The following is a 23,850-nucleotide window of genomic DNA, read 5'->3' on the forward strand; positions in this document are numbered from 1 at the left end:
CGGCTCCAACGGAGGAAAAACAACAGTGACGCACTATTTAAGCGGATGTGACGCGGGGTTATCGCCATGAACATCTACGCGCTCCAGGGCGATACGGTCGATGAGATCTGCTATCGCTACTACGGCCGCACGCAGCAGGCGGTCGAACAGGTTTACGCCGCCAATCCCGGACTTGCCGATCGCGGCGCCGTTCTGCCGCACGGCTATGCCGTGACGCTGCCCGATCTGCCGGACGCGGCAACAGGCGAAACCCTGAATCTGTGGGACTGACGATGGAGAAAACCAGCTCGCTGATTAACTACCTGGTCAGCCTGTTTCTGATGTGGCTGGGCCGTCACACCATCCAGGACATCGCCTTTCTGGTGGGTTCCGGCGTGGCGGTCATCACCCTGATGGTCAACGTGGCGACCTTTTTCATCAACTGGCACTACCGCCGCAAAACCTACGAGCTTCAGCGCCAGCATTCGGGGAGGCAGACGTGAGTCAGACCGCTAAACGCTGCGCGGTGGTCGCCGTGCTGGCGCTCGCCGCGCTGCTGCCGCAGTTTCATACGCTGAAAATTTCCTCCGCCGGTCTGCAACTGCTGGCCGACGCCGAGGGCTGCCGCACCTCGCCTTATCAATGCAGCGCCGGCGTCTGGACCAACGGCATAGGCCATACGGCGGGCGTAACGCCGCAGAGCAGGGTCAGCGAGCGCCAGGCGGCGGTGAATCTGGTCGACGATCTGATCCGCGTCGAACGCGAGCTTTCCGCCTGCGTGCCGGTGGCGATGCCTTCGCCGATCTGGGACGCGCTGGCGAGCTTCGCCTTTAACGTCGGCACTGGCGCCGCCTGCCGCTCAACGCTGGCGAACTACCTCAATCAACAGCGCTGGCGCGCCGCCTGCGACCAGCTGCCGCGCTGGATTTACGTTAACGGCGTGAAAAACGCCGGGCTGATACAGCGGCGCGAGCGGGAGCGCGCCTGGTGCCTGCGAGGCGTCCCATGATGCGCCTCTGCGTCGCGCTGCTGACGTTGCTGCTGCTGGCGCTCGGCGTTAGCTGCTGGCGCGGCGCGCAGGCTCGCGAGCAACTGCGCGAGGCGCAGCGCGCCAACGCCGCGCTCATCGCCGATCTCGCCAGCCGCGAGCGGATTATTGCCCGTCTGAACCAGCAGGCGCAGGAAAACAGCGCGCGTGAGGCGCGGCTGCGTCAGCAACAGAGCGAGGCCAGCCGCCTCGCCCTCAACCGTGAAGCACAGATAGCGAGAGAAACCCATGACAGTCAGTCGTTACGCGCGTGGTCTGCCGCCGCTCTGCCTGATGATCTTATCCGGCTGCACCGCCGTCCCGCCTTCGACAACGCCCGTGATTATCTGGACTGGCTGTCCGCGCGTGAACAGCTGTCCGCTGCCGGGCAACCGCCTGCAAACGCAGGGGGATCTGGCGGCTGATAACCGTCAGTTAGAGGCTGCGCTCGCGTCCTGCGGGTTGCAGATTGAAATGATTAAAGCGTGTCAGGAGCAACATGATGCAGAAACCTCAACAGCTACGCGCGGCGCTGCTTGGCAGCGTGCCGCTGCTACAGCAAAACCCTGAACGGCTCACCATGGTCATCGCCGCCGGAACCGTGGTCGCGACCAGTGCGCCGTCGCTCTCTTATGAGTATCGCTACCGGCTTGAACTTACCCTGGCCGATATTCAGCAGGAGATTGAGACCGTTATCGTGCCGCTGCTTGCCTGGCTGCGCGACAACCAGCCGGAAATGATGGGCAACGTTGACAAGCGACGCAGCGATTTTACCTTCGCGTCCGACGCCTCCGGCGCGCTCAGCATCGGCCTGCAACTGAGCGAGCGCGTACTGGTTGCCCAGACGGACGACGCCCTGCAGGTCACTTTTCCCGGCGAGCCGACGCCGCCCGCCAGCGACTACGCGCCGCTACAGCTCTGGGTGCACGGCGAGCTGGTCAGCGAGTGGCGGCGCTAAAGCTGTCCTGTCATCCCTCAGCGGACGGCATCGCGTTGCTGGCCGCATGCACCAGAGGTAACACTAGCGACATGAACGAACATATCAGCGAAATCCTGCGTCTGCTGCGCAACCTTATCCGCATTGGCACCGTCTCGGCGGTGGACCTTCAGCGTGGGCGCTGCCGCGTACGCAGCGGCGATAACGAAACCGGCTGGCTGTCGTGGCTCAGCGCCCGCGCCGGTCGAAGCCGCGTCTGGAGCGCGCCGTCGGTGGGCGAACAGGTGCTGGTGCTGAGCCTGGGCGGCGAGCTGAACACCGGCTTTATCCTGCCGGGTATTTTTTCCGACAGCCATCCCGCGCCGTCTTCTTCGGCTGACGCGCTGCACTGGTCCTTTCCTGACGGCGCGGTTGTCGAGTATGAACCGCAGAACGGCGCGCTGAAGGCGAGCGGCATTCAAACCGCCACCATTCAGGCGGCGTCCAGCATCCTGTTTGACGCGCCGCTGGTGGAGTGCACCACGAAGCTGAAAACCGCCACGCTGGAGGTAACCGGCGGCGGCGCGCTACAGGGCGATGTGACCCACAGCGGCGGCCGCTTTAGCTCGAACGGCATTGTGGTGGATGCGCATCAGCATGGCGGGGTGAAATCGGGTGGCGATCTGTCAGGAGGACCGCAGTGATGAGCGAGAAGTATACAGGTATGAACCGCGACAGCGGGACGGCGCTGACGGACCTTGAGCATATCCGCCAGTCGGTGCGCGATATTTTGACCACGCCGCTCGGCTCCCGCGTGATGCGCCGCCGTTACGGCTCGCTGCTGTCGGCGCTGATCGATCAGCCGCAGAACCCGGCGCTGCGCCTGCAAATTATGTCCGCCTGCTACATGGCGCTTTTGCAGTGGGAACCGCGCATCCAGCTGAGCGCTATCCGCTATGAAGCATCGTATGACGGCGGTATGACGGTAGAGCTTACCGGCAGCCGCAGCGATACGACGCAAGAATTTTCCCTGACCATTCCCGTGAGCTGAACCTATGGCAACCATTGACCTGAGCCAGCTGCCTGCGCCCGACGTGGTGGAGGCGCTGGATTATGAAACCTTGCTGGCCGAGCGCAAGGCGACGCTGATCTCTCTTTATCCGGCCGAGCAGCAGGCGGCCATTACCCGCACGCTGGCGCTGGAGTCGGAGCCGCTGGTGAAGCTGCTTCAGGAGAACGCCTATCGCGAACTGATTCTCCGGCAGCGCATCAACGAGGCGGCAAAAGCCACTATGGTGGCCTGGGCGACCGGTAGCGATCTCGACCAGCTGGGCGCCAACAATGGCGTAACCCGACTGACGCTGAGCGCGGCGGATAACAGCACCTTGCCGCCGACAGCGGCGCTGATGGAGAGCGACGATAACTTCCGCATGCGCATCGCTGCCGCCTTTGAAGGGCTGAGCGTGGCGGGGCCGAGCGGCGCCTATGAGTATCACGCCAAAAGCGCCGACGGGCGCGTGGCTGACGTCTCCGCAACCAGTCCGGCGCCGGCAGAGGTGGTGATTACCGTCCTGAGCCGCGACGGCGACGGCAGCGCGCCGGCCGATCTGCTGACGATCGTGGCTGACGCGCTCAACGATGAAGATGTGCGTCCGGTCGCCGATCGCGTCCGGGTACAGACCGCGACGATCGTCCCTTATCGCGTCGACGCGACGCTCTTTCTCTATCCCGGCCCGGAAGCGGAGCCGATCCGCGCCGCGGCCGAAGCGAAGCTGCTCGCCTTTATCAACGCCCAGTCCCGCCTGGGACGCGATATTCGCCAGTCGGCGCTGTACGCCGCGCTGCATGTGGAAGGCGTGCAGCGCGTTGAACTGGCGCAGCCGACGGAAGACGTGGTGCTGGATAAAACCCAGGCCGCGTACTGTAGCGGCTACAGCATAACGGTGGGAGGTTCCGATGAGTGATCGGCTGCTGCCGACCGGCTCTTCGCCATTGGAGGTCGCCGCCGCCCAGGCATGCGCCGACATCGAGACGATGCCGGTCCCGCTGCGCCAGCTGTGGAACGCCCAGACCTGCCCGGTCGCGCTGCTGCCTTATCTCGCCTGGGCCTGGTCGGTCGACCGCTGGGATTCCGGCTGGAGTGAGGCGACCAAACGCAACGTTGTGGCGTCCTCAGAGTATGTGCACCGGCATAAAGGCACCCTGGGTTCGCTGCGGCGCATCGTAGAGCCGCTCGGCTATCTGATCCGCATTACCGAGTGGTGGCAAACCGGCGAAACGCCCGGCACGTTCCGCCTCGACGTCGGGGTGCTGGATACCGGCATTACCGAGGCGATGTACAACGAGCTGGAGCGGCTGATTGCCGATGCAAAGCCGTGCAGCCGCCATTTGACGGGACTCTCTGTCAACCTGGACTCCAGCGGCACGCTGCCGGTAGCGGCGGCCAGCTACAGCGGCGACGAGCTAACGGTTTATCCCTATACCCCTGAAATCATCACCGTGAACGGGCCGGGCTATACCGGCACAGCGGTACATTTAATTGACCTGACGGAAGTGCGCACATGACAACCAAATACTATGCCCTGCTGACCAATCAGGGCGCGGCAAAGCTGGCCAACGCCACGGCGCTCGGCACTAAGCTGCAAATCACGGAAATGGCGGTAGGCGACGGCGGCGGCGCGCTGCCGACGCCGGATGCCTCGCAGACAAAGCTTATCGGCGAGAAACGCCGCGCGGCGCTTAATTCCTTAAGCATCGACGCAGCCAACAGCAGCCAGATTATCGCCGAGCAGATTATTCCTGAGAATGAAGGCGGCTTCTGGATCCGCGAGATCGGCCTGTTTGACGCCGACGGCGTGATGATTGCCGTCGCCAACTGCGCGGAGACCTACAAGCCGCAGTTGCAGGAGGGCAGCGGCCGCACGCAGACGGTGCGCATGATTATTATCGTCAACAGCGCGGCGGCCGTGACGCTGAAAATCGACCCGTCGGTGGTGCTGGCGACGCGTCAGTATGTGGACGATGGGGTGATTGAGGCAAAGCAGTATGCGGATAAAGCGCTGGCTGACCACGTCGCGGCGGCGAATCCTCATCAGCAGTATCTGCAAATCGCCAATGCGCTGGCGGAGATTAAGAGTGCGGGGAAGGCGGCGGAGGTTCTACAAAACCTTGGTTTTGAAGATGCTGCCACAAGTCTTGTCAATACCATCAAAGGAATCTCACGATTTACAGCCAGCGGCTCATTCACTGTACCGGCTGGCATTACTACTGTGTGGTTATCAGGTTGTGGCGGCGGTGGCGGCGGCGGTGGCGGTGGCGGCGGCTATTCAGGATCGGCATCCAGTGGCGGCGGTGGCGGTTCTGGAGGAAATGCCGGGCAATCAGTATTTCGATATCCAGTAACGGTAACTCCCGGTGCAACTTACGCCATTACGATTGGCGCAGGAGGCACAGCCGGTACTTACGGCGCGGTAAATACTGATGGTATAGCAGGAGGATCTGGTGGTTCGACTACTTTTGGTTCTCTTCTGACTTTAACTGGCGGCTCTTACGGAAACAGTGGGAAAAGTTCCAGCAACTCTTTTGCCGGTGGCATTTCACCTTCTGGCGGTGGGGCTATAGGAAGTGACGGCGGTGATGGCAGCTCATCTGTGTCGACAGGCGGCAATGGCGGGGCAGGCGGAAGCGGGCCTTTCGGCGGCGGAGGCGGCGGCGGTCGAGCTGGTAAGAATGCAGGATCGTTGGCTGGTGCAGGCCACCCCGGATATGGTTACGGTACGGGCGGCGGTGGCGGTGGCGGCGGATACGGAAACGTAGCGGCTGTGGGTGGTAATGCTGGTGCTGGTTCAGCTGGCTTTATGCTTGTGGAGTGGTAATTAAATGTCCAAATCAACTTTTGCTCTTATTCCAGCTGGAAAAACGGTGGTTGAAAACCTTATTGTAGCGTCCAGGGATTATACCCGGGATGGCTATGACCTGGTCGAAATTAAATCGGGTGTTTATTGTTCCCCCGGTATGTTTTACGACTCATCGACGGGATTATTTTTTCAGGATGATGGCTTCTCAACTATCTATCCGACTGACAGTAGCTTGTTATTGGATCAAGGCATTGCCTCGGCTGACGCAGAGTTAACCAGCTAAGTCGAATTTCAGTTACGGAATAAATAAAGCCGCTTCTGCGGCTTTATTTATTAATGCGTTGTGAGAAATTAACTAAATTCATACGCAACCACAAAGCCGTCCCTGTTTAAGCTGTTGCTTGAGCCATTTGATGCTTCCGCCGACACCACGTTTAATGTCTGTGCGGATTGTGACCAAATTTTTAGAAGGCTATATGATCGGAAAAGTGGCAAGCCGGTCTGGCCTCAGTCAGGCCCTTGAATGCACTAATAAAGGCGATACGCTGGTTGTTTGAAAACTAAATCGGCCAGGCCACAGCATAAAGTATCTCAGTGCGCTGATTTCCGAACTGCACGATCGTGGCGCGCATTTCAGTTCACTAACGGACAATGGCGATACCAGCAGCACAAAGAGGCGCTTATTTGCTCTCCTGACGGTTATGGCAGTCGCTGAAAAAGCCTCAAATCCTTCCCTGCGCAAAGCCGCTGTCCGCTCAGCCCCCAGCAAACGCCAACCGCATGATTTCTCTCAGCTGACCTGACAATCTGAGCGCACCCTCAACACGGAGTGCATCAGATGTCTGATTATCATCACGGTGTACGCGTTGTCGAAATCAATGACGGCACGCGCACCATTTCTACTGTATCCACCGCCGTCGTCGGCCTGGTCTGCACCGCAGACGACGCAGACGCAACGGCTTTCCCACTCAACACCCCGGTGTTGCTGACTAACGTGCAGGCCGCTATCGCTAAAGCCGGCAGCAAAGGCACGCTGGCGGCGTCGCTCCAGGCTATTGCCGACCAGTCGAAGCCTGTGACCGTCGTGGTTCGCGTTGCCGAAGGCGAGACGCCTGAAGAAACCATCTCCAACCTCATCGGCACCACCGATGAAAACGGCCAGTACACCGGCATGAAGGCGCTGCTGACCGCGCAGACGCAGCTTGACGTTAAGCCGCGTATCCTCGGCGTGCCGGGACTGGACTCGCAGGAAGTGGCCACCGCGCTGGCGAGCATCGCTCAGCAGCTGCGCGCCTTCGCTTACGTCTCGGCCTGGGACTGTAAAACCATTAGCGATGCCATGAAATATCGCAAAAATTTCAGCCAGCGCGAGCTAATGGTGATCTGGCCTGACTTTATCGCCTGGAACACCGCGACCAACGCTGCCGAAACTGCTTACGCCACGGCGCGCGCGCTCGGCCTGCGCGCCAAAATCGACAACGACACCGGCTGGCATAAAACCCTGTCGAACGTTGGCGTCAACGGCGTCACCGGGATCTCTTCATCCGTCTTCTGGGATCTGCAACAGAGCGGCACCGACGCGGATCTGCTGAACGAAGCCTGTGTCACCACGCTGATCCGTAAAGACGGCTTCCGCTTCTGGGGTAACCGCACCTGTAGCGACGATCCGCTGTTTGTGTTTGAAAACTATACCCGTACCGCGCAGGTGCTGGCCGACACCATGGCCGAAGCGCACATGTGGGCGAACGACAAGCCGCTGACGCCGGTGCTGGTACGCGAAATCGTGGCGGGCATTAACGCCAAATTCCGCGAACTGGTGAATGCCGGTTATCTGCTGGGCGCATCCTGCTGGTATGACGAAAGCGCTAATGATGTCGCCAGTCTGAAGGCGGGCAAGCTCGCCATCGACTACGACTACACGCCTGTGCCGCCGCTGGAAGATCTGACCCTGCGCCAGCGCATCACCGATACCTATCTGGCGAACTTCGCCGCATCCGTTAACAGCTGAGGAGCCGGATAAATGGCACTACCCCGTAAACTGAAAGGGCTGAACCTTTTCAATGATTCAAACAGCTATCAGGGCGTCGTCTCTTCCGTCACCCTGCCGAAACTCTCCCGTAAGCTGGACGCCTATCGCGGCGGCGGCATGAACGGCGCCGCCTTTATCGACCACGGTCTGGATGACGATGCGCTCGATATGGAGTGGACCATCGCCGGCATGGACGATCTGGTGCTGGCGCAGTGGGGCGGTTCTGCCGTACCGCTGCGTTTTACCGGCTCTTACCAGCGTGACGATACCGGCGAAGAGATCGCGGTGGAGATTGAGGTGCGAGGCCGTCATCAGGCATTCGACTTTGGCGAAGCCAAACAGGGCGAAGACACCGAAACCAAAATCACCACTAAAAACACCTACTTCAAACTCACCTGGAACGGTAAAGAGCTGATTGAAATCGATACCGTCAACATGGTGGAGAAGGTAAACGGCACCGATCGACTTGAACAGCGCCGCAAAAACCTCGGCCTGGCCTGACCCTGATGCCAGCGCGCGGCGCTGGCTTTTTACCCTCTGAAACGCGGAGAGAAATATGGAACAGAATGAAAATGTCGTTGAGCTTGAAACCCCGCTGAAGCGAGGTGACGCAGAGATCGCGCAGGTTGAGCTGATTAAGCCGAGCGCTGGCTCGCTGCGCGGCGTGCGCCTCGCCGATCTCGCCTCTTCCGACGTGGATGCGCTGCTGACGGTGCTGCCGCGTATCACGCTGCCTGCGCTGACCAAAGCGGAATGCAACAGCCTCGACCCGGTGGATCTGATTGCGCTGGGCGGCAAGGTGATTGGTTTTTTGCAATCGAAGTCGGCAGCGTCGAATGGCCTGGCGGACTAACAGTCAACGATTTGATGGCTGACATCGCCGCCATTTTTCACTGGCCCCCTTCTGAAATGAACGATCTGCCGCTGGCCGAGCTCCTCGACTGGCGGCATAAAGCCCTGATCCGCAGCGGAGCAAAGACGGATGAGTGAAGACCTCAAACTACAGGCGCTGCTGAAAGCGGTTAATCAGGCGCTGCGCCCGCTACAGCGCCTCCAGAACGAAACGCAATCAGTCAGCGATTCTCTTGCCGACATGCGCCGTAACCTGGCGGCGTTACAGGCGCAGTCGGCGAAAATCGACGCTTTTCGCGTGACCAGTCGCCAGCTGAACGACACGCAGCAGAAGCTAAAAGAGGCGAAAACGGCCACGGCGGCGCTGGCGCAGACAATGCGCAGCAGCGGCCAGCCAACCGCGGCGCAGAGCCGCGCGCTGGAGAAGGCGCGCCAGTACAGCGTCGCGTTGCAGAGCCAGACGCAAAGCCTGCGTCTTTCCATGCAGCAGCAGCGCGCGAGCCTGAACGATGCGGGCATCTCTACGCGTAATCTGAGCAGCGAGCAGCGGCGCCTGAAAACCACGGCGGCACAGACCAGCCAGAATCTTGACGGCCAGCAACAGCGGTTGCAGCGGCTTAATCAGCAGCAGGAACGCCAGCAGCAGATGACGGAGCGCTATCGTAAAGGTCAGGCGCTGGCGGGTAAAATTCGCAGCGCTGGCGCAGCCGGTCTTAACGTGGCGAAAAGCAGTTTTGCCGCCGGCGCGGCGCTGCTGCGTCCCGGTTACGATCTGGCGCGCACCGATGCCGTTTTGCGGGCCAGAACCGGCCTGAAGGCCGATTCGCCGCAGGCGGTTGCGCTGGAGAAGCAGGCGCGCAGCCTCAGCGTGCAGACGGGCATCTCTGCGCCGGATATTGCCCAGACGCAGCTCGACATCGCCCGCGCCGGCGGGTCGGTTGACGACATCCGCGCCGCGACGCCGGTCGCGCTCAATATGGCGCAGGTTAATCATCAGTCAGCGGAAGATAATGCAGGTCTGCTGATGGACACCAAAGAGGCATTTGGTCTTAACAGCGGCGACATCGCACATCTGGGCGATGTGCTGAACGCCACGCTCGACCGGACCGGCATGAAGTTTGAAGCGCTGAGCAGCGCGATGAATAGCGTTGCTCCGGAGGCTAAACGCGCAGGCGTCAGCGTTGAGCAGACCTCTGCCATGCTGGGACTGCTGGCGAAAAAACATATCACCGGCGCAGCGGCGGGCGAAGACGTCGGCGCGATCGTCACGCGGCTGAGGATGCCTGACGCCGAACGCCGCCTCGCTGCGCTTGGCGTACAGACCCGCGATAAAAACGGCGACACGCGGGAGATATTGCCGCTGTTGCAGGATATGCAGGCCGCGTTCGCTAAAAAGGGAATGGGCGCTGCGGAGCAGGCCGACGTGCTGAAAAAAATCGTTGGTGATAAGGCGGCTGTGTCGGCCTCGCTGCTGACGCAGGGCGCGGCCAGCGGCGAGCTGGGCAGCCTGACTACGTCAGTTCAAGGGTCCGACGGCGGCACGGCGCGTATGGCGCTGGCGCAGCAGGATAGCCTTAGCGGGGATATGCAGAAGCTGGACGCTGCAAAGGCGGCTATCGGCGTCGATCTCTACGCGCCGCTCGACGCCACGCTGCGCACGCTGACTCAGGATGTGACGCAGTTCCTACAGGTGATGGATGGGTGGTTGCAGGCTAACCCGGCGCTGGCCAGCGGTATCGCCACGGCGGCAGCGGTCGCGCTGACTTTTGTCGGCGTGCTGGGCGCTATTGGCGCGACAGTCTGGCCGGTGGTCAGCGGCATCAGCGCCATTATGGCTGGGGTTGAGATACTCGGCGGACTGTTCACCCTGGCAGGCGGCGCTATCGTGAGCGCCATCGGCGCCATTAGTTTGCCGGTAGTGGCTGTCGTTGCGGCCATCGTTGCCGGCGCGCTGTTAATCCGTCAGTACTGGGAGCCGATCAGCGCCTTTATCAGCGGCGTTGCGGAGGGATTTTCTGCCGCAATGGGACCGATAAGCGCAGCCTTTGCCCCGCTGCAGCCGGTATTCGCCTGGGTCACAGATAAAATCAAGGCCGTATGGAACGGCTTTACGCAGCTGCTGGCGCCGATCACATGGACGCAGGAGCAGCTGGGGGCCGCCGGGGATATGGGGAAAAACTTCGGCAATATGCTGGCCGCAGCGCTAAAACTCCCCAGTCATGCGCTCGATCAGCTGATCAACGGCATCGACTGGGTACTGAAAAAACTCGGCATCGTCAGTAATAAAAGCAACGAGCTGAAAGCCGATTTACCTTCGGACACCGCCTCTGACGGAAGCGGCGCCGCGATCGCCGCCAGCGGACTGCAAGCTAAGGTATCGACCGGCAACGGGTCTTACCAGCCGGTATTGGTTTCAGCCGCAGGCGGCGGCGCGGTGCAGCAAAACGCTTACACCAACAATATCACCGTGAATGCGTCGTCCGGTATGGATGCCCACGAGATGGGGCGGGTCATTCAGCAACATTTAGCGCAGCAGCAGTTTGAGAAGCAAAACCGGCAGCGCAGCGCCATGAGGGGAGGGTTTAATCCATGATGATGATTTACGGCATGCTGCCGTTTATGCGGCAAACGCTGCCTTATAATAAGCTGGAGCATAGCAGCGGCTGGAAATGGGCCAGCAGCAACCGCGTCGGCAGGCGCGCGGCCGTGCAGTTTACCGGTAAAGACTCTGAAAACATTACTCTGAGCGGCGAGCTGCGCCCGGAAATTACCGGCGGCCCGCTCAAGGTGCTGGCGTTTCAGCTGCTGGCCGACGAAGGGCGCGCCTGGCCGCTCATTGGCGGCGATGGCACTATCTATGGCATGTATGTCATCAACAAATTTACAACCACACACACCGACTTCTACGCTGACGGCAGCGCGCGCATGATTGCTTTTAACCTCAGCCTGCTGCGTGTTGACGAGTCGCTGGTTTCAATGTTCGGCGATCTTGCCGCCCAGGGCGACGCGCTATGGGCGAAGGCGAAAACCGTGGCGGGTAATGTCGCGTCGGGTATTAACAGCGCGATTTCAACGGCGGGAGGCTTATCTCAGTGAGCGATGCTGGCACCTTAGCGATTAAGGCGGGAAGCCGGGCGGCACCCGATTTTATGCTGTGGATCGGCAGCAAAGACGTTACTCCTAATCTGCGCGACAGGCTGATTTCCCTGACGCTCACCGATAACCGCGGTTTCGAAGCCGACACGCTGGATATAACCCTGGATGACAGCGACGGCCTGTTGCAGTTGCCGCAGCGCGGGACCGTGGTGTCGCTGTTTCTGGGGTGGGTTAGCCAGTTGCATAATAAAGGGGACTATACGGTCGATCAGGTGCGTCACAGCGGCGCGCCCGATGTACTGAATATCGTCGCGCGCAGCGTCGATTTTCGCGGTGAGATAAACAAAGCGCGTGACGTCTCTTACCACAACGTCACGTTGGGCAGCATCGTGACGCAGATAGCCCAGCGCTGCGGCCTGATTTTGCAGATGGCGGAGGGGTTTGCGGACATCAAGGTTGATCATATCGACCAGACTCATGAAACAGACCCCGCCTTTGTTACCCGGCTGGCTACCGACTATGGCGCGGTTGCCGTAATCAAAGCGGGACGTCTGCTGTTTTTGCGGCCCGGCAGCGGCGAGTTAGCCAGCGGCCAGGCAATCCCTGCCGTAATGCTGACGCGCAAGGATGGCGATCAACACAGTTTTACCCTCGCCGATCGCACCTTCTATACAGGGGTACAGGCGAAATGGCACTCAAACCAGGAGGCAAAAACGCATGTTGTGCAGATGCAGCGCAAGGCAAAGGCAACCAACGCCGATGCTGTTCCCCATCCTGATGCGAAAAGCGCGCCGCAGTTAACGGATCAGCAGCAAGAGGATTATCTGTCCGGTGAGGAAAGTAATCTGCTGGTGCTGCCGGATATTTTCAGCAGTAAAGAGGCGGCAATTCAGGCGGCGCAGGCGAAATGGAGTGAGATACAGCGCGGCGCGGTTCACTTTACCTTTCAGCTGGCGGCAGGACGCGCCGATCTCTATCCTGAAACGCCGGTCAGGGTCAGCGGCTTTAAGGCTGTGATTGACGCCAGCGCCTGGTTGATCAGCAAGGTTACGCATAACCTGGATGCTAAGGGAGGGTTTACGACCAGGCTGGAGTTAGAGAATGACATCACAGACGTCGAGTGTGAGCTTGTTGACTAACTAATAGTTAATTAATTTGCTTTTTGTGAGTTTATGGCGCGATAATGAGTCGGTCAATTACGGAGGAACTCACAAATGATGCATTGCCCATTGTGTCAGAGCGCTGCCCATACGCGCAGTAGCCGTTACATCTCAAACGAAACCAAAGAGCGTTATAACCAGTGTCAGAACATTAATTGCAGCTGTACTTTCAAGACGCACGAGAGCGTGACCGGCATGATTGTGACGCCGGGTAAAATCGAGAAGGTTGCGATAGCGAAAAAGTCGTCTGAGGCTGGCGCCCGTGCCTGAGCCTGAGCGCCTGTAAGTAGTGAAGCCCGCGTCAGCGGGTTTTTTTATGGCGGCAGCGCCGCCTCTTGGAGTTCTGTCATTAACTGTACGTTAGCTATTGATTGAAAAGCTGGTTATTGATTGAACTGATACAGCGTTATAGCCTCGTCTTCATACAACTGGACATCATGCAGTAACAATTTATTGATTATTTTTAGAACCTCGCGTGCCTCATCTATCCAGCAGCCTTAACACTCCCAGGCAGGCTGATCTGGTCATATCTGGAATACTTTCTGTTAAGCGGACACAGATTGAATATGCTCTAAAGTATTGGCAGGCCTGCTTGCATTATTTCATCACTTTCAATAGCCAGTCTGGAAAAATAAGCATGCAAATACGCCGGGGTAAGTTGCTATTTGCGTATTAAAGTAAAAAATTCAGATGCGATGATACAATCATGCTCAAAATGCTTAGCTTGTATGCTGGTAATTCTTTACATGCTACTCTGACCGACCCATAGTAAGTAGGGGCAGCTATTTCAATGTTATCTTTTGAAGCTTAAGGATTAAGCAAATGTTAATAAATGGAAAGTTTGTAATTAGCAACGCAGATTATTCACCCTCTGACTTTCCCAGAGCAAGGACCTTTCGGATTTCCTCAGCTGAGAGAGCATTCTAAAAAATGCCGCTTGTAGAGCATGACTAAGCAAGGGAACGATGCCGCCGAGGCGCTACCTGATGGTCGGCCGGTCATTATGAGGATCGCTTTCCAGACTGAATACTTCCGGCAGAGATGTTATTACCGCGTTTTTTCGGTGCTCCGTTTAATCAGGATGGATAGTTAGCCTTATTGTCTGGTAGCTGTGGGTGGTTCCATAATAGCGTATGGGTAAATACCTGTGTGGAAGAATGTCAGGCGGCATTCAGGAAGAATAATCAGGGGGCATATAATCATTGCATATTATTCAGAATGAAAGTCCATGCGTAACGCATTAATTATACTTCAAACACCCTTGAGACAGGTATGAAAATATACTTGCATATGGTCAGATGAGGTTATAGAAATGATTAAGATTTTAGTGAAGTTTGTTAAGGTGATTTACTTCTGTATTCTACTGTTGGCAGCCGGTAGGTTAATCAGGTATTTTTATTACGACATAATAAGCCCGCGTGTCGCGTCAGGATTAGCTGATTTTATTTTTACTACCTCATATCCTGAGCAGATTGGGGATGTATATCTTTATTCTAATGCTTTTTTTACTGTTTTATTAACTATTTGCGCATATGTTTTTCCTAAAAGGTTCTTGCGATTTTTTTTGAAAAAAGCGCAAGGTTAACACCGTAGTATTATCCTGATTCCAGCTGTGAGGATAAAGAGCCTTGCTCTAAATAGTGTAAGCTGCTTCTGTCTTAGATAAGTGAGACCGCTTCCATAGAATTATATTATCGCTGTTTTCGCGGCAGGCATGGCGAGATTAACTCCGGCGGGTTTTTATACCGTTGGCGGCCATAATGACTTGTAATGCCGGGGTTATTGATTCGCTTGCGAAATATTTTAATGGTTTTTACGCCTGATTTTTCTGATTGCAATTGATGCCAGGCAGGAGCGCATTGCTTGTAGGGGGATTACAAAGGATAAGGGAATAACTATAACTTCGAAATATTAGTTTCTTCTGAGGGGACGGCTTTTAAGGAGGATCTAAAAAAATTTGATTATTGCGGCTGATAAAAAATTTGGTGGCCCCTGCTGGGTTTGAACCAGCGACCAAGCGATTATGAGTCGCCTGCTCTAACCACTGAGCTAAGGGGCCAGCGGAGCGGGGATTATAATGTATCTGTTTGGCGCAATCCAGCACTCACTCGCCAGATGCTGAAAAAACACCCAGCGCATGAGTGCTTGATTACACTGAACATTTCCAAAACACAGGGTCTGTTTTGACACTTTTTACGCGGGCAGCGCGAACAGGTAAATTCGCTCTGACCCGCCAGTCTTATCCCGCAGTCCGCAACTGCGCCTGCTTAGCCTTGTGCATCGGCCTCAGAATGCCGATAGCGCGACGCAGGCTGGTTCAGCGACAAATAGGGCACCATAGTACCGCGCGCGCGATCGTAATCCTGCCACAGCGCAATGTCCTCCAGCGCTGGAATCGTCACCGCTTCGCCCGCATCCAGCCCGGCCAGCGCGGCATCCACCATATCTTCTACTTCCATCACCATATGCGTCGGGATCTCCTCGATGGACTTACCAGAGCGGTCGAATATTTCAGTGCGCGTTGCGCCAGGCAGAACGGCCTGCACCTGCACGCCACTGTTTGCCAGCTCGCGTTGCATTGAGCGGGTCAGCGTCAGCACAAAAGATTTGCTGCCGTTATAGGCGCCGTTAAACATCTCATGCATCAGTCCGAGCACCGAGGCGACATTAATAATCACACCCCGTCTACGAGCGCGAAATGCGTTGCCGGCTGCATGGGCGAGCCGGGTAGGGGCAAGGATATTTAGCGCCAGCATGGCCTGAATGCGAGCGCTATCGGCATCAAGAAACTCCCCATCCACGCTCATCCCGGCGTTATTCGCCAGTAGCGTAATCGCCGCGTTGTTTTGTAGCTCTTGCTCGACGCGTTGCAGATCCTCTGCGTTAGTCAAATCGGCGCGCAGAATGCGTACCTCAATAGCGTGCTGCTGCTGTAGCGACTGCGCCAGCGTCTCCAGCCTCGCCCGATCGCGCGCCACCATTATCAGATCGTACCCGCGTGCTGCCAGACGTCGTGCGTATGTCGCGCCGATACCGCTTGATGCGCCAGTAATTAAAGCAAAGCCCTGCGATGATGACATGGTAAACCTCGTTTGCATGATGGTCGTCATATGTGTGCTTAATATGACGACCATCATACGTGTCGTCAAGATACAATATGATGGTCGTAATAATCACTATGAATGGCAGAACGTATCAGCGGGAATAAAGCAATGGATAAACAAAGCCATAAAGCGCGTACGCGTCAGCGCATACTGGATGAAGCAGCGCGAGTGATGCGTGAGTGCGGCACCGAGGGGATTGGTGTTGCCGCCTTAATGAAGCGGGCAGGGCTGACTCACGGCGGCTTCTACGCGCATTTTGACTCGCGTGAGGCGCTGGTGCAGGCGGTTATCAGTGAAATGTTCGCTGACTCGGCACAGCGTATGCAGCCACTCTGGCAGCAGTCCGATCCGGCCCAGCGGCTGCGAACCTTGATTAACTACTATCTCTCCGAGGCGCATCGCGACGCGCCTGCTGAAGGCTGTCCGGTGCCTGCGCTGGTCAGCGAAGTAGGCCATCTGCCGGAAGAGGCGAAAGTGGTGTTTGCCCAGGGCGTCGCGTCGCTGCTGCAACGGCTAAGGGATCTGCTGGCTGAGCTGGGACATGGCGACAGCGAGGCGTTAGCCAGCAGTCTGCTGGCGGAAATGGTCGGCGCGCTGGCGCTGGCGCGCGCCTGCCCGGATAAAACCCGTTCCGACGCGATGCTGGCGCACAGTCGTCAGCTGCTGAAACAGCGCACCGGTCTTGAGGATGCCGCATGAGCGAACACAACATTACCGATATTATCGCGTCCGACCTTGAAGTGCTGTTCTGCGGTATCAATCCCGGTCACTCCACGGCGCATAAGGGCTATCACTTCGCGCACCCTGGAAACCGCTTCTGGAAGGTACTGCACCTTGCTGGCTTTACTCATCAGCAGCTTAAACCTGAAGAGGAAAAACGGCTGCTGGAAACGGGCTGCGGCATTACCATGCTGGTCGAACGTCCCACCGTGCAGGCGAATCAGCTGGCCGCCGAGGAGCTGCGCGACGGCGGTGCCAGGCTGACGGATAAAGTGCTCAATTACCAGCCGCGCGTGCTGGCCATCCTGGGTAAAGATGCCTTTAAGCGCGCCTTTAATCAGCGCAAGGTTGAGTGGGGCATGCAGGGGATCTTTATGGGCAAAACCCAGGTGTGGGTGCTGCCGAACCCCAGCGGCTTAAACCGCGCCTCGCTGGATGAAATCGTCGAGTCTTATCGGCAACTTCATGATGCGTTACAGAAAAATAACATTTAAAACGTGAGCAGGCTCGGCTAACTGCGGGATGGTGATTGTTCCCTGCCCGGTTCCTGGCTAAACCAGGGGCTGGACTAAAAAGGGGAGTGGAATGAAAAAGTACCTGATTATGCTGGCGGCGCTGCTATTTGCCGCGCCGGGCTGGAGCGAAGCGCTGCGGGTGTTTTGTTCGGGCGGAATGTATCCCGTGGTAGAGAGCCTGAAGGGCGATTATGAGAAGAGCAGTGGTAATCAGCTGACGCTGGAAGCCGCGCCGTCAATGGGCGATACCCCGCAGGCGATCCCAAACCGTTTGAAGCGTCACGATGATGCTGACGTGCTGGTGATGGTCGATTACGCTATCGAGCCGCTGGGGCAACAGGTGAAACACGATACGCATCAGGTACTGGCGCATTCCTATATCGCGATGGCGGTGAAACAGGGCAGGCCCGCGCCGGACATCAGCAGCGTTGCGAAATTTAAGCAGGTACTGACCGAAGCCTCCACAATAGCCGTCTCAGACAGCGCCAGCGGACGCTACATCCGCAGCGAGATGCTGAAAAAGCTGCATCTCGGCGAGCAGACGGCGAAAAAGGTGGTGGTGATCCCCGCGACGCCGGTAGGCGAAGCGGTTGCGCAGGGCAAAGCGCCAATCGGTTTTCAGCAGAACAGCGAGCTTAAGGCAGTGAAGGGAATTACCATTGTTGGTTTGATCCCGCCAGCGGTGCAGCAGGACACGCTGTATGGCGCCGTCGTAACGACGTCAAGCAAACAGCCGCAGGCCGCGGAGTCGTTTATTCATTACCTGCAAAGCGATCAGGCGAAGGCGGTTATGCGCGATAAGGGGCTGACGCCGCTTTAACGAGCGCGTGACGTGATGAAAAAAGCAGGCGGTATGGCTGAACGCGTGCGCAGAGCGGGCAGGGCGAGAGATTAGCGCTGCTGGGACGAGCGCATAAGGAATCGCGCTATTCAGCGCCCATAAAAAAACCCCGGCAAGCCGGGGTTTTTTCACGCGCATCGACTTAATCGTCGAGGAAGCTGCGCAGCACTTCCGAACGGCTCGGATGGCGCAGTTTACGCAGCGCTTTCGCTTCGATCTGACGAATACGCTCACGCGTAACGTCGAACTGTTTGCCCACCTCTTCCAGCGTATGGTCGGTGTTCATATCGATACCGAAACGCATGCGCAGGACTTTCGCTTCACGCGCAGTCAGACCTGCCAGCACGTCATGCGTGGCGGAGCGCAGGCTCTCAGAGGTCGCAGAGTCCAGCGGCAGCTCCAGCGTGGTGTCTTCGATAAAGTCGCCCAGATGCGAATCTTCATCATCACCAATCGGCGTCTCCATTGAGATCGGCTCTTTAGCGATTTTCAACACCTTACGGATCTTGTCTTCCGGCATCAGCATCCGCTCGGCCAGCTCTTCCGGCGTTGGCTCGCGGCCCATCTCCTGAAGCATCTGGCGCGAAATACGATTGAGCTTGTTGATGGTCTCAATCATATGCACCGGAATACGGATGGTACGCGCCTGGTCGGCGATAGAGCGGGTGATAGCCTGACGGATCCACCATGTCGCATAGGTTGAGAACTTGTAACCACGACGGTATTCAAACTTATCAACCGCTTTCATCAGGCCGATGTTACCTTCCTGAATCAGGTCGAGGAACTGCAAGCCGCGGTTGGTGTATTTCTTCGCAATAGAAATAACCAGACGCAGGTTCGCTTCCACCATCTCTTTCTTCGCACGACGCGCTTTGGCTTCGCCGATAGACATGCGACGGTTGATGTCTTTTACCTGCTCGATGGTCAGGCCGGTCTCTTCTTCGATCTGATGCAGCTTTTGCAGGCAACGCATCACATCTTCTTCAACTTCTTTCAGCTTCTCTGACCAGGGTTTATTCATGGCCAGCGCCGCTTTGAACCAGCTTTCACTGGTTTCATTGCCGGTAAACAGCGTGATGAAGTTCTTTTTCGGCATCTTACACAGTTCAACACACAGCTTCATGATGATGCGCTCTTGTGTACGCACGCGCTCCATCATTTCGCGCATATTGTTTACCAGGTAATCGAATTGCTTCGGCACCAGGCGGAACTGTTTAAAGACGTCCGAGAGGTTCTGAATCTCTGCGACGGCGTCGGCATGGCTGCGACCTTTGCTCTTGATAACAAGGCGGGTCGTTTCATACTGGGTGCGCAGCTCTACGAATTTCTCGCGCGCCAGTTCCGGGTCGATAGAGTTATCGTCGTCGGAATTGTCGTCTTCGCTCTCTTCGTCTTCATCTTCGTCGTCGTCGCGGTCTTCTTCAGACAGCTCAGAGCCGACGTGAGTAGCGGTAGGGGCCAGATCTTCTTCAGCGTTTGGATCGACAAAGCCAGTGATCAGATCGGAGAGGCGAGATTCGCCTGCTTCGACTTTGTCATACTGCTCCAGCAGATAGGTAATGGCTTCCGGATATTCCGCAACCGAACATTGTACCTGGTTGATACCGTCTTCGATGCGCTTGGCAATATCGATTTCGCCTTCGCGCGTCAGCAGCTCAACGGTACCCATTTCACGCATATACATGCGCACCGGATCGGTAGTACGTCCAATTTCAGATTCAACGCTGGATAACACCTGAGCGGCAGCTTCCGCGGCATCTTCGTCAGTATCGGCGCTGTTTTCGTTCAACATCAAATCATCGGCATCAGGGGCTTCTTCAACCACCTGGATACCCATATCGTTAATCATCTGGATGATGTCTTCGATCTGATCGGAGTCGACGATATCTTCCGGCAGATGGTCATTGACCTCAGCATAGGTCAGATAGCCTTGCTCCTTACCACGGGTGACAAGCAGCTTGAGCTGTGACTGCGGGTTTTGCTCCATAAGACGGTATCCACACTTCTGTTAATTAGATTGGTGTTGGTCGGCAGCGAGCCAACTATAACAGTGAAGGCGTTGTATTATTGCCGCTGCCTTCGTCGCGGCCAGGGCTTATGCCCATCGTCTATCGGCACTTAAGCCGCTTTAAATGTGTTCCGGGCCTGGCTTACTCGCCATTTTCATCCCCGGCAGTGCTCGCACTCCTCACGTAGTTCAGTACGCTCCGGGTGCTGCGCGCTACTGCTAAATCTGTTTCGTTTCCGGCTTCGCTTATCCCGTCGTGAAGCCACAGCTTGCGGCGGCGCGCCCCAGAAACGAATGGGCCAGAAATGCGCCTTTAACGTCGCGCAACCTTCTGACCCAGCTAAAACTCTACTTTTTCGCCAGCGCCTGGCTTAATGTCCAGAATTCACGACGCTCTTCAGCGCTCAAACCCTGGGTGCGATCGCGCGCGATCAGCTCTTCCAGACGCTGTTCAAGCGCGGCGTCATAAATACTCGCCAGCGAGTCGTGAAACACCGCTTCTACTTCCTCATCCACTATCATGTGGTTCCATGTGGCTAAGGTTTCAAGCGTCTGACTAAAATTTGTCCCGCGATATAACTCTAGTAGCTGTCCGGTGGTCAATCCAGGATTCTCGTTACAACGGCTGACCAACTCCGCAAACAAGGGCAAACCGGCCATTTTCACCTGAGACAGCCCGTCAAGCGTTGGCACTCGCGTCGCCAGCTGCGGATTTTGCACCAGCAAGGCCACCAGCACGCGCATGGTGGTGCGCTTTAACGGCGGCGCGGTCGGCGCTGCGCCGCTGGGCACCTGCTTCGGCATCAGCTTCTCTAACTGATTATCGTCAAGAATGCCGAGTTTATTACCCAGTTCCTGACGCATATAGATACGCAGCGTCTCACCCGGAATCTGACCGATCAGCGGCAGCGCCAGCGTACTCAGGCGCGCTTTACCGTCGCGCGTACTCAGATCGACCTGCGGCAACAGCGTATCGAACAGAAAGGAAGAGAGCGGCATCGCCTGCTCCATACGCGCCTCAAACGCGCTTTTTCCCTCTTTGCGTACCAGCGTGTCCGGATCTTCGCCGTCAGGCAAAAACATAAAGCGTAGCTGACGTCCGTCATTCATGTAAGGCAATGCGGTTTCCAGCGCACGCCAGGCGGCTTCACGACCGGCGCGATCGCCGTCGTAGCAGCAGATAACGGTATCGGTGCTGCGAAACAGCAGCTGAATATGCTCGGCTGTCGTGGAGGTTCCCAGCGACGCCACCGCGTAGTCAATGCCGAACTGCGCCAGCGCCACCACATCCATATAGCCTTCCACTACTAACAGGCGGGCAGGCTGCGGATGATTCTTCTGCGCTTCATACAGGCCATACAGCTGGCGGCCTTTGTGAAAAATGGGCGTTTCCGGCGAGTTCAGATACTTTGGCGTATCGTTGCCCAGCACGCGGCCGCCAAAAGCAATAACGCGCCCGCGCTTATCGCGGATCGGAAACATGACGCGCTCGCGAAAGCGGTCATAGGTGCGGCCCTTGTCGTTGGAGACCAGCATGCCGGCTTCCATCAGGGACTCGCGATCTTCCTTATTGCTGCCGAAGCGCTTAAGCACGTTGTCCCAGCCCGCCGGTGCGAAACCAATGGCGAAATGCTCAATGACCTCTGCGCTCAGGCCGCGGTTGCTGAGATAGTCGCGCGCGCCTCGCGCATGGGACTGCGTCAGGCTCTGCTGATAAAAGCCGTTAAGGCTTTCCATTAGCTGATACAGGCTCTGGCGCTGATGACGTTCCATCTGGCTCGGCCCGCTGCCCGCTTCATAGGGCACTTCCAGACCGTGCTGGGTCGCCAGTTCTTCGATGCTCTCGACAAATTCGAGCCGGTCGTAGTTCATCAAAAAATCGATAGCGTTGCCGTGGGCGCCACAGCCAAAGCAGTGATAGAACTGCTTGTCGCCGTTTACGGTAAAAGAGGGGGTTTTTTCGTTATGGAAAGGACAGCACGCGTGAAAGTTCTTACCCTGCTTTTTCAGCTTAACGCGGGCATCGATAAGATCCACGATGTCCGTGCGGGCAAGCAGATCATTGATAAAAACGCGCGGGATTCTTCCAGCCATAAGCCCCAGATTTTAAGCTCATAAACGGCAACAAGCCGCGCTTCCTTTCGGAAAGCACGGCCTCTTACGTGACTCTGTCTGCGTTTAATACGCAATGGAGGCGAACCTCCGGAAGAACTTAGTACAGACGAGTGCGGCGTGCGTTTTCGCGAGCCAGTTTCTTGGCGTGACGCTTAACAGCTGACGCTTTAGCGCGCTTACGTTCTGTGGTCGGTTTTTCATAAAACTCACGACGACGAACTTCAGCCAGAACGCCTGCTTTCTCGCAGGAACGCTTGAAGCGACGCAGTGCTACGTCGAACGGCTCGTTTTCACGTACTTTAATTACCGGCATGTAACTCTCACCTCGATAAAATTCGGTTTTTGCTGCTGACTGCGGCGCCAGCACATTTCAAAATGGTGCAGCATTTTACTCCAACTCAAGTCGGTTTGTAAAGCACCATGGACAATTAAGAACCAACAGGAGCGTTTGCCGATGCGGCTGCCGGTTTTTTTTAAGGGTGCGGAGTATAGCGCACTCTTTGCGCGCCACGAAATCACTTTTTGCAGCGAAAGCGTCGACCGACAAAGGTGTTGCTGTGCTACACTGCGCGCCGCAAGTAAGAGGTAAGCGCTATGCGAATTCTGGGTATTGAAACATCCTGCGATGAAACCGGCATCGCAATTTATGATGATGAAGCAGGCCTGCTGGCCAATCAGCTTTACAGCCAGGTGAAACTGCACGCCGACTATGGCGGCGTGGTGCCGGAACTGGCGTCGCGCGATCACGTGCGTAAAACCGTACCGCTCATTCAGGCGGCGCTGAAACAGGCGAACCTGCAACCGCAGCAAATCGACGCCGTGGCTTATACCGCGGGGCCGGGCCTGGTCGGGGCGCTGCTGGTGGGCGCAACCATTGGCCGCGCGCTGGCGTTTGCGTGGAAAGTGCCTGCTGTTCCCGTGCACCATATGGAAGGGCATCTGCTCGCGCCGATGCTGGAAGAGAATCCGCCGGCATTTCCGTTTGTGGCGCTGCTGGTGTCAGGCGGGCATACCCAGCTGATTAGCGTCACCGGCATTGGCGAATACGCCCTGCTCGGCGAATCCATTGACGATGCCGCAGGCGAAGCTTTTGATAAAACCGCCAAGCTGCTGGGGCTGGACTATCCCGGCGGTCCAATGCTGTCCAGAATGGCGCAGCAGGGCGTGGCAGGGCGCTTTACCTTTCCGCGTCCTATGACCGATCGTCCGGGACTGGATTTTAGTTTTTCCGGTCTGAAGACCTTTGCCGCCAACACCATCCGCGAAAACGCCGATGATGCGCAAACGCATGCCGACATCGCCCGCGCTTTTGAAGATGCGGTGGTAGATACGCTGATGATCAAGTGTAAGCGCGCGCTGGAGCAGACCGGTTTCAAACGTCTGGTGATTGCCGGCGGCGTCAGCGCCAACCGCACGCTGCGCGAGCGTATGGCGCAGATGATGCAGGCGCGCGGCGGAGAGGTGTTCTATGCGCGCCCTGAGTTCTGCACCGACAACGGCGCGATGATCGCCTATGCGGGCATGGTGCGGCTGAAAGGCGGCACGCGCGGCGAACTAGGCGTCAGCGTACGCCCGCGCTGGCCGCTGGCGGAACTGCCCGCCATCTGATGTAAAAAAGCCGGCGCTACCGG

General features: G+C 57.3%; 27 protein-coding genes, 1 tRNA gene and 2 pseudogenes. 25 read left to right on the top strand and 5 right to left on the bottom strand.

Going from position 1 to position 23,850, the window contains the following annotated elements; translation table 11 throughout:
* Positions 1-66: 66 nt before the first annotated feature.
* The 21 genes and pseudogenes from BBB56_RS13545 (at position 67) to BBB56_RS13635 (ending at position 13,186) form a co-directional block, all read left to right on the top strand.
* A complete protein-coding gene (locus tag BBB56_RS13545; RefSeq protein WP_123801475.1) occupies positions 67-270 on the top strand; it encodes a tail protein X in 204 nt (67 codons plus the stop codon).
* A 2-nt stretch (positions 271-272) separates the two neighbouring features.
* A complete protein-coding gene (locus BBB56_RS13550) occupies positions 273-482 on the top strand; it encodes an HP1 family phage holin (protein WP_123801476.1) in 210 nt (69 codons plus the stop codon).
* Positions 479-988: a lysozyme gene (locus BBB56_RS13555; protein ID WP_123801477.1), complete on the top strand. Its 510-nt coding sequence runs from the start codon at positions 479-481 to the stop codon at positions 986-988. The genes BBB56_RS13550 and BBB56_RS13555 overlap by 4 nt, the downstream gene beginning before the upstream one ends.
* Positions 988-1,335 (top strand): annotated as a pseudogene (locus BBB56_RS13560) (Rz-like lysis system protein LysB); the annotation flags it as partial. The gene BBB56_RS13555 and the pseudogene BBB56_RS13560, both read left to right, overlap by 1 nt.
* On the top strand, positions 1,256-1,576 hold the full coding sequence (gene lysC / locus BBB56_RS23780) for an Rz1-like lysis system protein LysC (RefSeq protein WP_233593037.1): 321 nt from the start codon (positions 1,256-1,258) through the stop codon (positions 1,574-1,576). The pseudogene BBB56_RS13560 and the gene lysC, both read left to right, overlap by 80 nt.
* Positions 1,506-1,964, top strand: coding sequence for a phage tail protein (locus BBB56_RS13565; protein WP_233593038.1), 459 nt, complete (start codon positions 1,506-1,508; stop codon positions 1,962-1,964). The genes lysC and BBB56_RS13565 overlap by 71 nt, the downstream gene beginning before the upstream one ends.
* A gap of 71 nt (positions 1,965-2,035) precedes the next feature.
* Complete coding sequence (locus BBB56_RS13570) at positions 2,036-2,626, top strand: phage baseplate assembly protein V (RefSeq protein WP_123801479.1); 591 nt, start codon at positions 2,036-2,038, stop codon at positions 2,624-2,626.
* On the top strand, positions 2,626-2,973 hold the full coding sequence (locus BBB56_RS13575) for a GPW/gp25 family protein (protein WP_370661861.1): 348 nt from the start codon (positions 2,626-2,628) through the stop codon (positions 2,971-2,973). The genes BBB56_RS13570 and BBB56_RS13575 overlap by 1 nt, the downstream gene beginning before the upstream one ends.
* Positions 2,974-2,977: 4 nt before the next feature.
* The gene (locus tag BBB56_RS13580; RefSeq protein ID WP_123801481.1) at positions 2,978-3,886 is read left to right on the top strand and encodes a baseplate assembly protein; all 909 of its coding nucleotides are present in this window, start codon (positions 2,978-2,980) and stop codon (positions 3,884-3,886) included.
* A complete protein-coding gene (locus BBB56_RS13585; RefSeq protein ID WP_123801482.1) occupies positions 3,879-4,487 on the top strand; it encodes a phage tail protein I in 609 nt (202 codons plus the stop codon). Before BBB56_RS13580 ends, BBB56_RS13585 begins: the two co-directional genes overlap by 8 nt.
* The gene (locus BBB56_RS24005) at positions 4,484-5,797 is read left to right on the top strand and encodes a phage tail protein (protein ID WP_370661862.1); all 1,314 of its coding nucleotides are present in this window, start codon (positions 4,484-4,486) and stop codon (positions 5,795-5,797) included. The genes BBB56_RS13585 and BBB56_RS24005 overlap by 4 nt, the downstream gene beginning before the upstream one ends.
* Positions 5,798-5,801: 4 nt before the next feature.
* Positions 5,802-6,062 carry a hypothetical protein gene (locus tag BBB56_RS13595; protein WP_123801483.1) on the top strand — a complete coding sequence of 87 codons (261 nt, stop codon included), beginning with the start codon at positions 5,802-5,804 and terminating at the stop codon, positions 6,060-6,062.
* Between the two features lie 102 nt (positions 6,063-6,164).
* Positions 6,165-6,465 (top strand): annotated as a pseudogene (locus BBB56_RS24010) (recombinase family protein); the annotation flags it as partial.
* Between the two features lie 152 nt (positions 6,466-6,617).
* Positions 6,618-7,787 (top strand): phage tail sheath protein, encoded by a 1,170-nt coding sequence (locus BBB56_RS13600; RefSeq protein WP_123801484.1) that lies wholly within the window; start codon positions 6,618-6,620, stop codon positions 7,785-7,787.
* A gap of 12 nt (positions 7,788-7,799) precedes the next feature.
* Positions 7,800-8,309 carry a phage major tail tube protein gene (locus BBB56_RS13605; protein WP_123801485.1) on the top strand — a complete coding sequence of 170 codons (510 nt, stop codon included), beginning with the start codon at positions 7,800-7,802 and terminating at the stop codon, positions 8,307-8,309.
* A gap of 55 nt (positions 8,310-8,364) precedes the next feature.
* Complete coding sequence (locus BBB56_RS13610) at positions 8,365-8,661, top strand: phage tail assembly protein (protein WP_123801486.1); 297 nt, start codon at positions 8,365-8,367, stop codon at positions 8,659-8,661.
* A 14-nt stretch (positions 8,662-8,675) separates the two neighbouring features.
* Positions 8,676-8,798, top strand: a complete 123-nt coding sequence (locus BBB56_RS13615) for a GpE family phage tail protein (RefSeq protein WP_123801487.1) — start codon at positions 8,676-8,678, stop codon at positions 8,796-8,798.
* Positions 8,791-11,253, top strand: coding sequence for a phage tail tape measure protein (locus tag BBB56_RS13620; RefSeq protein ID WP_123801488.1), 2,463 nt, complete (start codon positions 8,791-8,793; stop codon positions 11,251-11,253). Before BBB56_RS13615 ends, BBB56_RS13620 begins: the two co-directional genes overlap by 8 nt.
* The gene (locus tag BBB56_RS13625; RefSeq protein WP_123801489.1) at positions 11,250-11,756 is read left to right on the top strand and encodes a phage tail protein; all 507 of its coding nucleotides are present in this window, start codon (positions 11,250-11,252) and stop codon (positions 11,754-11,756) included. Before BBB56_RS13620 ends, BBB56_RS13625 begins: the two co-directional genes overlap by 4 nt.
* Before the next feature lie 53 nt (positions 11,757-11,809).
* Positions 11,810-12,895 carry a phage late control D family protein gene (locus tag BBB56_RS13630; RefSeq protein WP_123801597.1) on the top strand — a complete coding sequence of 362 codons (1,086 nt, stop codon included), beginning with the start codon at positions 11,810-11,812 and terminating at the stop codon, positions 12,893-12,895.
* Between the two features lie 75 nt (positions 12,896-12,970).
* Positions 12,971-13,186 carry an ogr/Delta-like zinc finger family protein gene (locus BBB56_RS13635; protein ID WP_123801490.1) on the top strand — a complete coding sequence of 72 codons (216 nt, stop codon included), beginning with the start codon at positions 12,971-12,973 and terminating at the stop codon, positions 13,184-13,186.
* Positions 13,187-14,899: 1,713 nt separating this feature from the next.
* On the opposite strand, the gene BBB56_RS13640 is transcribed toward BBB56_RS13635, so the two are convergent.
* Both BBB56_RS13640 and BBB56_RS13645 read right to left on the bottom strand, forming a co-directional pair.
* A tRNA-Ile gene (locus BBB56_RS13640) sits at positions 14,900-14,975 on the bottom strand.
* Between the two features lie 208 nt (positions 14,976-15,183).
* Positions 15,184-15,996, bottom strand: coding sequence for an SDR family NAD(P)-dependent oxidoreductase (locus BBB56_RS13645; RefSeq protein WP_123801491.1), 813 nt, complete (start codon positions 15,994-15,996; stop codon positions 15,184-15,186).
* Between the two features lie 132 nt (positions 15,997-16,128).
* On the opposite strand from BBB56_RS13645, the gene BBB56_RS13650 reads away from it, so the two are divergent.
* From BBB56_RS13650 to BBB56_RS13660, 3 genes are all read left to right on the top strand, one after another.
* Positions 16,129-16,719, top strand: a complete 591-nt coding sequence (locus BBB56_RS13650; RefSeq protein WP_123801492.1) for a TetR/AcrR family transcriptional regulator — start codon at positions 16,129-16,131, stop codon at positions 16,717-16,719.
* Positions 16,716-17,234 carry a G/U mismatch-specific DNA glycosylase gene (gene mug, locus BBB56_RS13655; protein ID WP_123801493.1) on the top strand — a complete coding sequence of 173 codons (519 nt, stop codon included), beginning with the start codon at positions 16,716-16,718 and terminating at the stop codon, positions 17,232-17,234. The genes BBB56_RS13650 and mug overlap by 4 nt, the downstream gene beginning before the upstream one ends.
* Positions 17,235-17,325: 91 nt before the next feature.
* Positions 17,326-18,075 carry a substrate-binding domain-containing protein gene (locus BBB56_RS13660; RefSeq protein WP_123801494.1) on the top strand — a complete coding sequence of 250 codons (750 nt, stop codon included), beginning with the start codon at positions 17,326-17,328 and terminating at the stop codon, positions 18,073-18,075.
* 163 nt (positions 18,076-18,238) lie between these two features.
* Here BBB56_RS13660 and rpoD read toward each other — a convergent pair whose 3' ends face one another.
* From rpoD to rpsU, 3 genes are all read right to left on the bottom strand, one after another.
* Positions 18,239-20,083 carry an RNA polymerase sigma factor RpoD gene (gene rpoD / locus BBB56_RS13665; protein ID WP_123801495.1) on the bottom strand — a complete coding sequence of 615 codons (1,845 nt, stop codon included), beginning with the start codon at positions 20,081-20,083 and terminating at the stop codon, positions 18,239-18,241.
* Between the two features lie 369 nt (positions 20,084-20,452).
* The gene (dnaG, locus tag BBB56_RS13670; RefSeq protein WP_123801496.1) at positions 20,453-22,198 is read right to left on the bottom strand and encodes a DNA primase; all 1,746 of its coding nucleotides are present in this window, start codon (positions 22,196-22,198) and stop codon (positions 20,453-20,455) included.
* Between the two features lie 118 nt (positions 22,199-22,316).
* Positions 22,317-22,532 carry a 30S ribosomal protein S21 gene (gene rpsU / locus BBB56_RS13675; RefSeq protein ID WP_001144069.1) on the bottom strand — a complete coding sequence of 72 codons (216 nt, stop codon included), beginning with the start codon at positions 22,530-22,532 and terminating at the stop codon, positions 22,317-22,319.
* A 281-nt stretch (positions 22,533-22,813) separates the two neighbouring features.
* On the opposite strand from rpsU, the gene tsaD reads away from it, so the two are divergent.
* On the top strand, positions 22,814-23,827 hold the full coding sequence (gene tsaD, locus BBB56_RS13680) for a tRNA (adenosine(37)-N6)-threonylcarbamoyltransferase complex transferase subunit TsaD (RefSeq protein WP_123801497.1): 1,014 nt from the start codon (positions 22,814-22,816) through the stop codon (positions 23,825-23,827).
* Positions 23,828-23,850: the final 23 nt, after the last annotated feature.

Source organism: Candidatus Pantoea deserta, assembly GCF_003813865.1.
Taxonomy (GTDB): domain Bacteria; phylum Pseudomonadota; class Gammaproteobacteria; order Enterobacterales; family Enterobacteriaceae; genus Pantoea; species Pantoea deserta.

What these genes read in the sequence shown, in the direction of transcription:
- BBB56_RS13545 (WP_123801475.1), top strand. Translation starts at nt 67, where the DNA reads ATGAACATCTACGCGCTCCAGGGCGATACGGTCGATGAGATCTGCTAT.
- BBB56_RS13550 (WP_123801476.1), top strand. Translation starts at nt 273, where the DNA reads ATGGAGAAAACCAGCTCGCTGATTAACTACCTGGTCAGCCTGTTTCTG.
- lysC (WP_233593037.1), top strand. Translation starts at nt 1,256, where the DNA reads ATGACAGTCAGTCGTTACGCGCGTGGTCTGCCGCCGCTCTGCCTGATG.
- BBB56_RS13565 (WP_233593038.1), top strand. Translation starts at nt 1,506, where the DNA reads ATGATGCAGAAACCTCAACAGCTACGCGCGGCGCTGCTTGGCAGCGTG.
- BBB56_RS13570 (WP_123801479.1), top strand. Translation starts at nt 2,036, where the DNA reads ATGAACGAACATATCAGCGAAATCCTGCGTCTGCTGCGCAACCTTATC.
- BBB56_RS13575 (WP_370661861.1), top strand. Translation starts at nt 2,626, where the DNA reads ATGAGCGAGAAGTATACAGGTATGAACCGCGACAGCGGGACGGCGCTG.
- BBB56_RS13580 (WP_123801481.1), top strand. Translation starts at nt 2,978, where the DNA reads ATGGCAACCATTGACCTGAGCCAGCTGCCTGCGCCCGACGTGGTGGAG.
- BBB56_RS13585 (WP_123801482.1), top strand. Translation starts at nt 3,879, where the DNA reads ATGAGTGATCGGCTGCTGCCGACCGGCTCTTCGCCATTGGAGGTCGCC.
- BBB56_RS24005 (WP_370661862.1), top strand. Translation starts at nt 4,484, where the DNA reads ATGACAACCAAATACTATGCCCTGCTGACCAATCAGGGCGCGGCAAAG.
- BBB56_RS13595 (WP_123801483.1), top strand. Translation starts at nt 5,802, where the DNA reads ATGTCCAAATCAACTTTTGCTCTTATTCCAGCTGGAAAAACGGTGGTT.
- BBB56_RS13600 (WP_123801484.1), top strand. Translation starts at nt 6,618, where the DNA reads ATGTCTGATTATCATCACGGTGTACGCGTTGTCGAAATCAATGACGGC.
- BBB56_RS13605 (WP_123801485.1), top strand. Translation starts at nt 7,800, where the DNA reads ATGGCACTACCCCGTAAACTGAAAGGGCTGAACCTTTTCAATGATTCA.
- BBB56_RS13610 (WP_123801486.1), top strand. Translation starts at nt 8,365, where the DNA reads ATGGAACAGAATGAAAATGTCGTTGAGCTTGAAACCCCGCTGAAGCGA.
- BBB56_RS13615 (WP_123801487.1), top strand. Translation starts at nt 8,676, where the DNA reads ATGGCTGACATCGCCGCCATTTTTCACTGGCCCCCTTCTGAAATGAAC.
- BBB56_RS13620 (WP_123801488.1), top strand. Translation starts at nt 8,791, where the DNA reads ATGAGTGAAGACCTCAAACTACAGGCGCTGCTGAAAGCGGTTAATCAG.
- BBB56_RS13625 (WP_123801489.1), top strand. Translation starts at nt 11,250, where the DNA reads ATGATGATGATTTACGGCATGCTGCCGTTTATGCGGCAAACGCTGCCT.
- BBB56_RS13630 (WP_123801597.1), top strand. Translation starts at nt 11,810, where the DNA reads ATGCTGTGGATCGGCAGCAAAGACGTTACTCCTAATCTGCGCGACAGG.
- BBB56_RS13635 (WP_123801490.1), top strand. Translation starts at nt 12,971, where the DNA reads ATGATGCATTGCCCATTGTGTCAGAGCGCTGCCCATACGCGCAGTAGC.
- BBB56_RS13645 (WP_123801491.1), bottom strand. Translation starts at nt 15,996, where the DNA reads ATGTCATCATCGCAGGGCTTTGCTTTAATTACTGGCGCATCAAGCGGT.
- BBB56_RS13650 (WP_123801492.1), top strand. Translation starts at nt 16,129, where the DNA reads ATGGATAAACAAAGCCATAAAGCGCGTACGCGTCAGCGCATACTGGAT.
- mug (WP_123801493.1), top strand. Translation starts at nt 16,716, where the DNA reads ATGAGCGAACACAACATTACCGATATTATCGCGTCCGACCTTGAAGTG.
- BBB56_RS13660 (WP_123801494.1), top strand. Translation starts at nt 17,326, where the DNA reads ATGAAAAAGTACCTGATTATGCTGGCGGCGCTGCTATTTGCCGCGCCG.
- rpoD (WP_123801495.1), bottom strand. Translation starts at nt 20,083, where the DNA reads ATGGAGCAAAACCCGCAGTCACAGCTCAAGCTGCTTGTCACCCGTGGT.
- dnaG (WP_123801496.1), bottom strand. Translation starts at nt 22,198, where the DNA reads ATGGCTGGAAGAATCCCGCGCGTTTTTATCAATGATCTGCTTGCCCGC.
- rpsU (WP_001144069.1), bottom strand. Translation starts at nt 22,532, where the DNA reads ATGCCGGTAATTAAAGTACGTGAAAACGAGCCGTTCGACGTAGCACTG.
- tsaD (WP_123801497.1), top strand. Translation starts at nt 22,814, where the DNA reads ATGCGAATTCTGGGTATTGAAACATCCTGCGATGAAACCGGCATCGCA.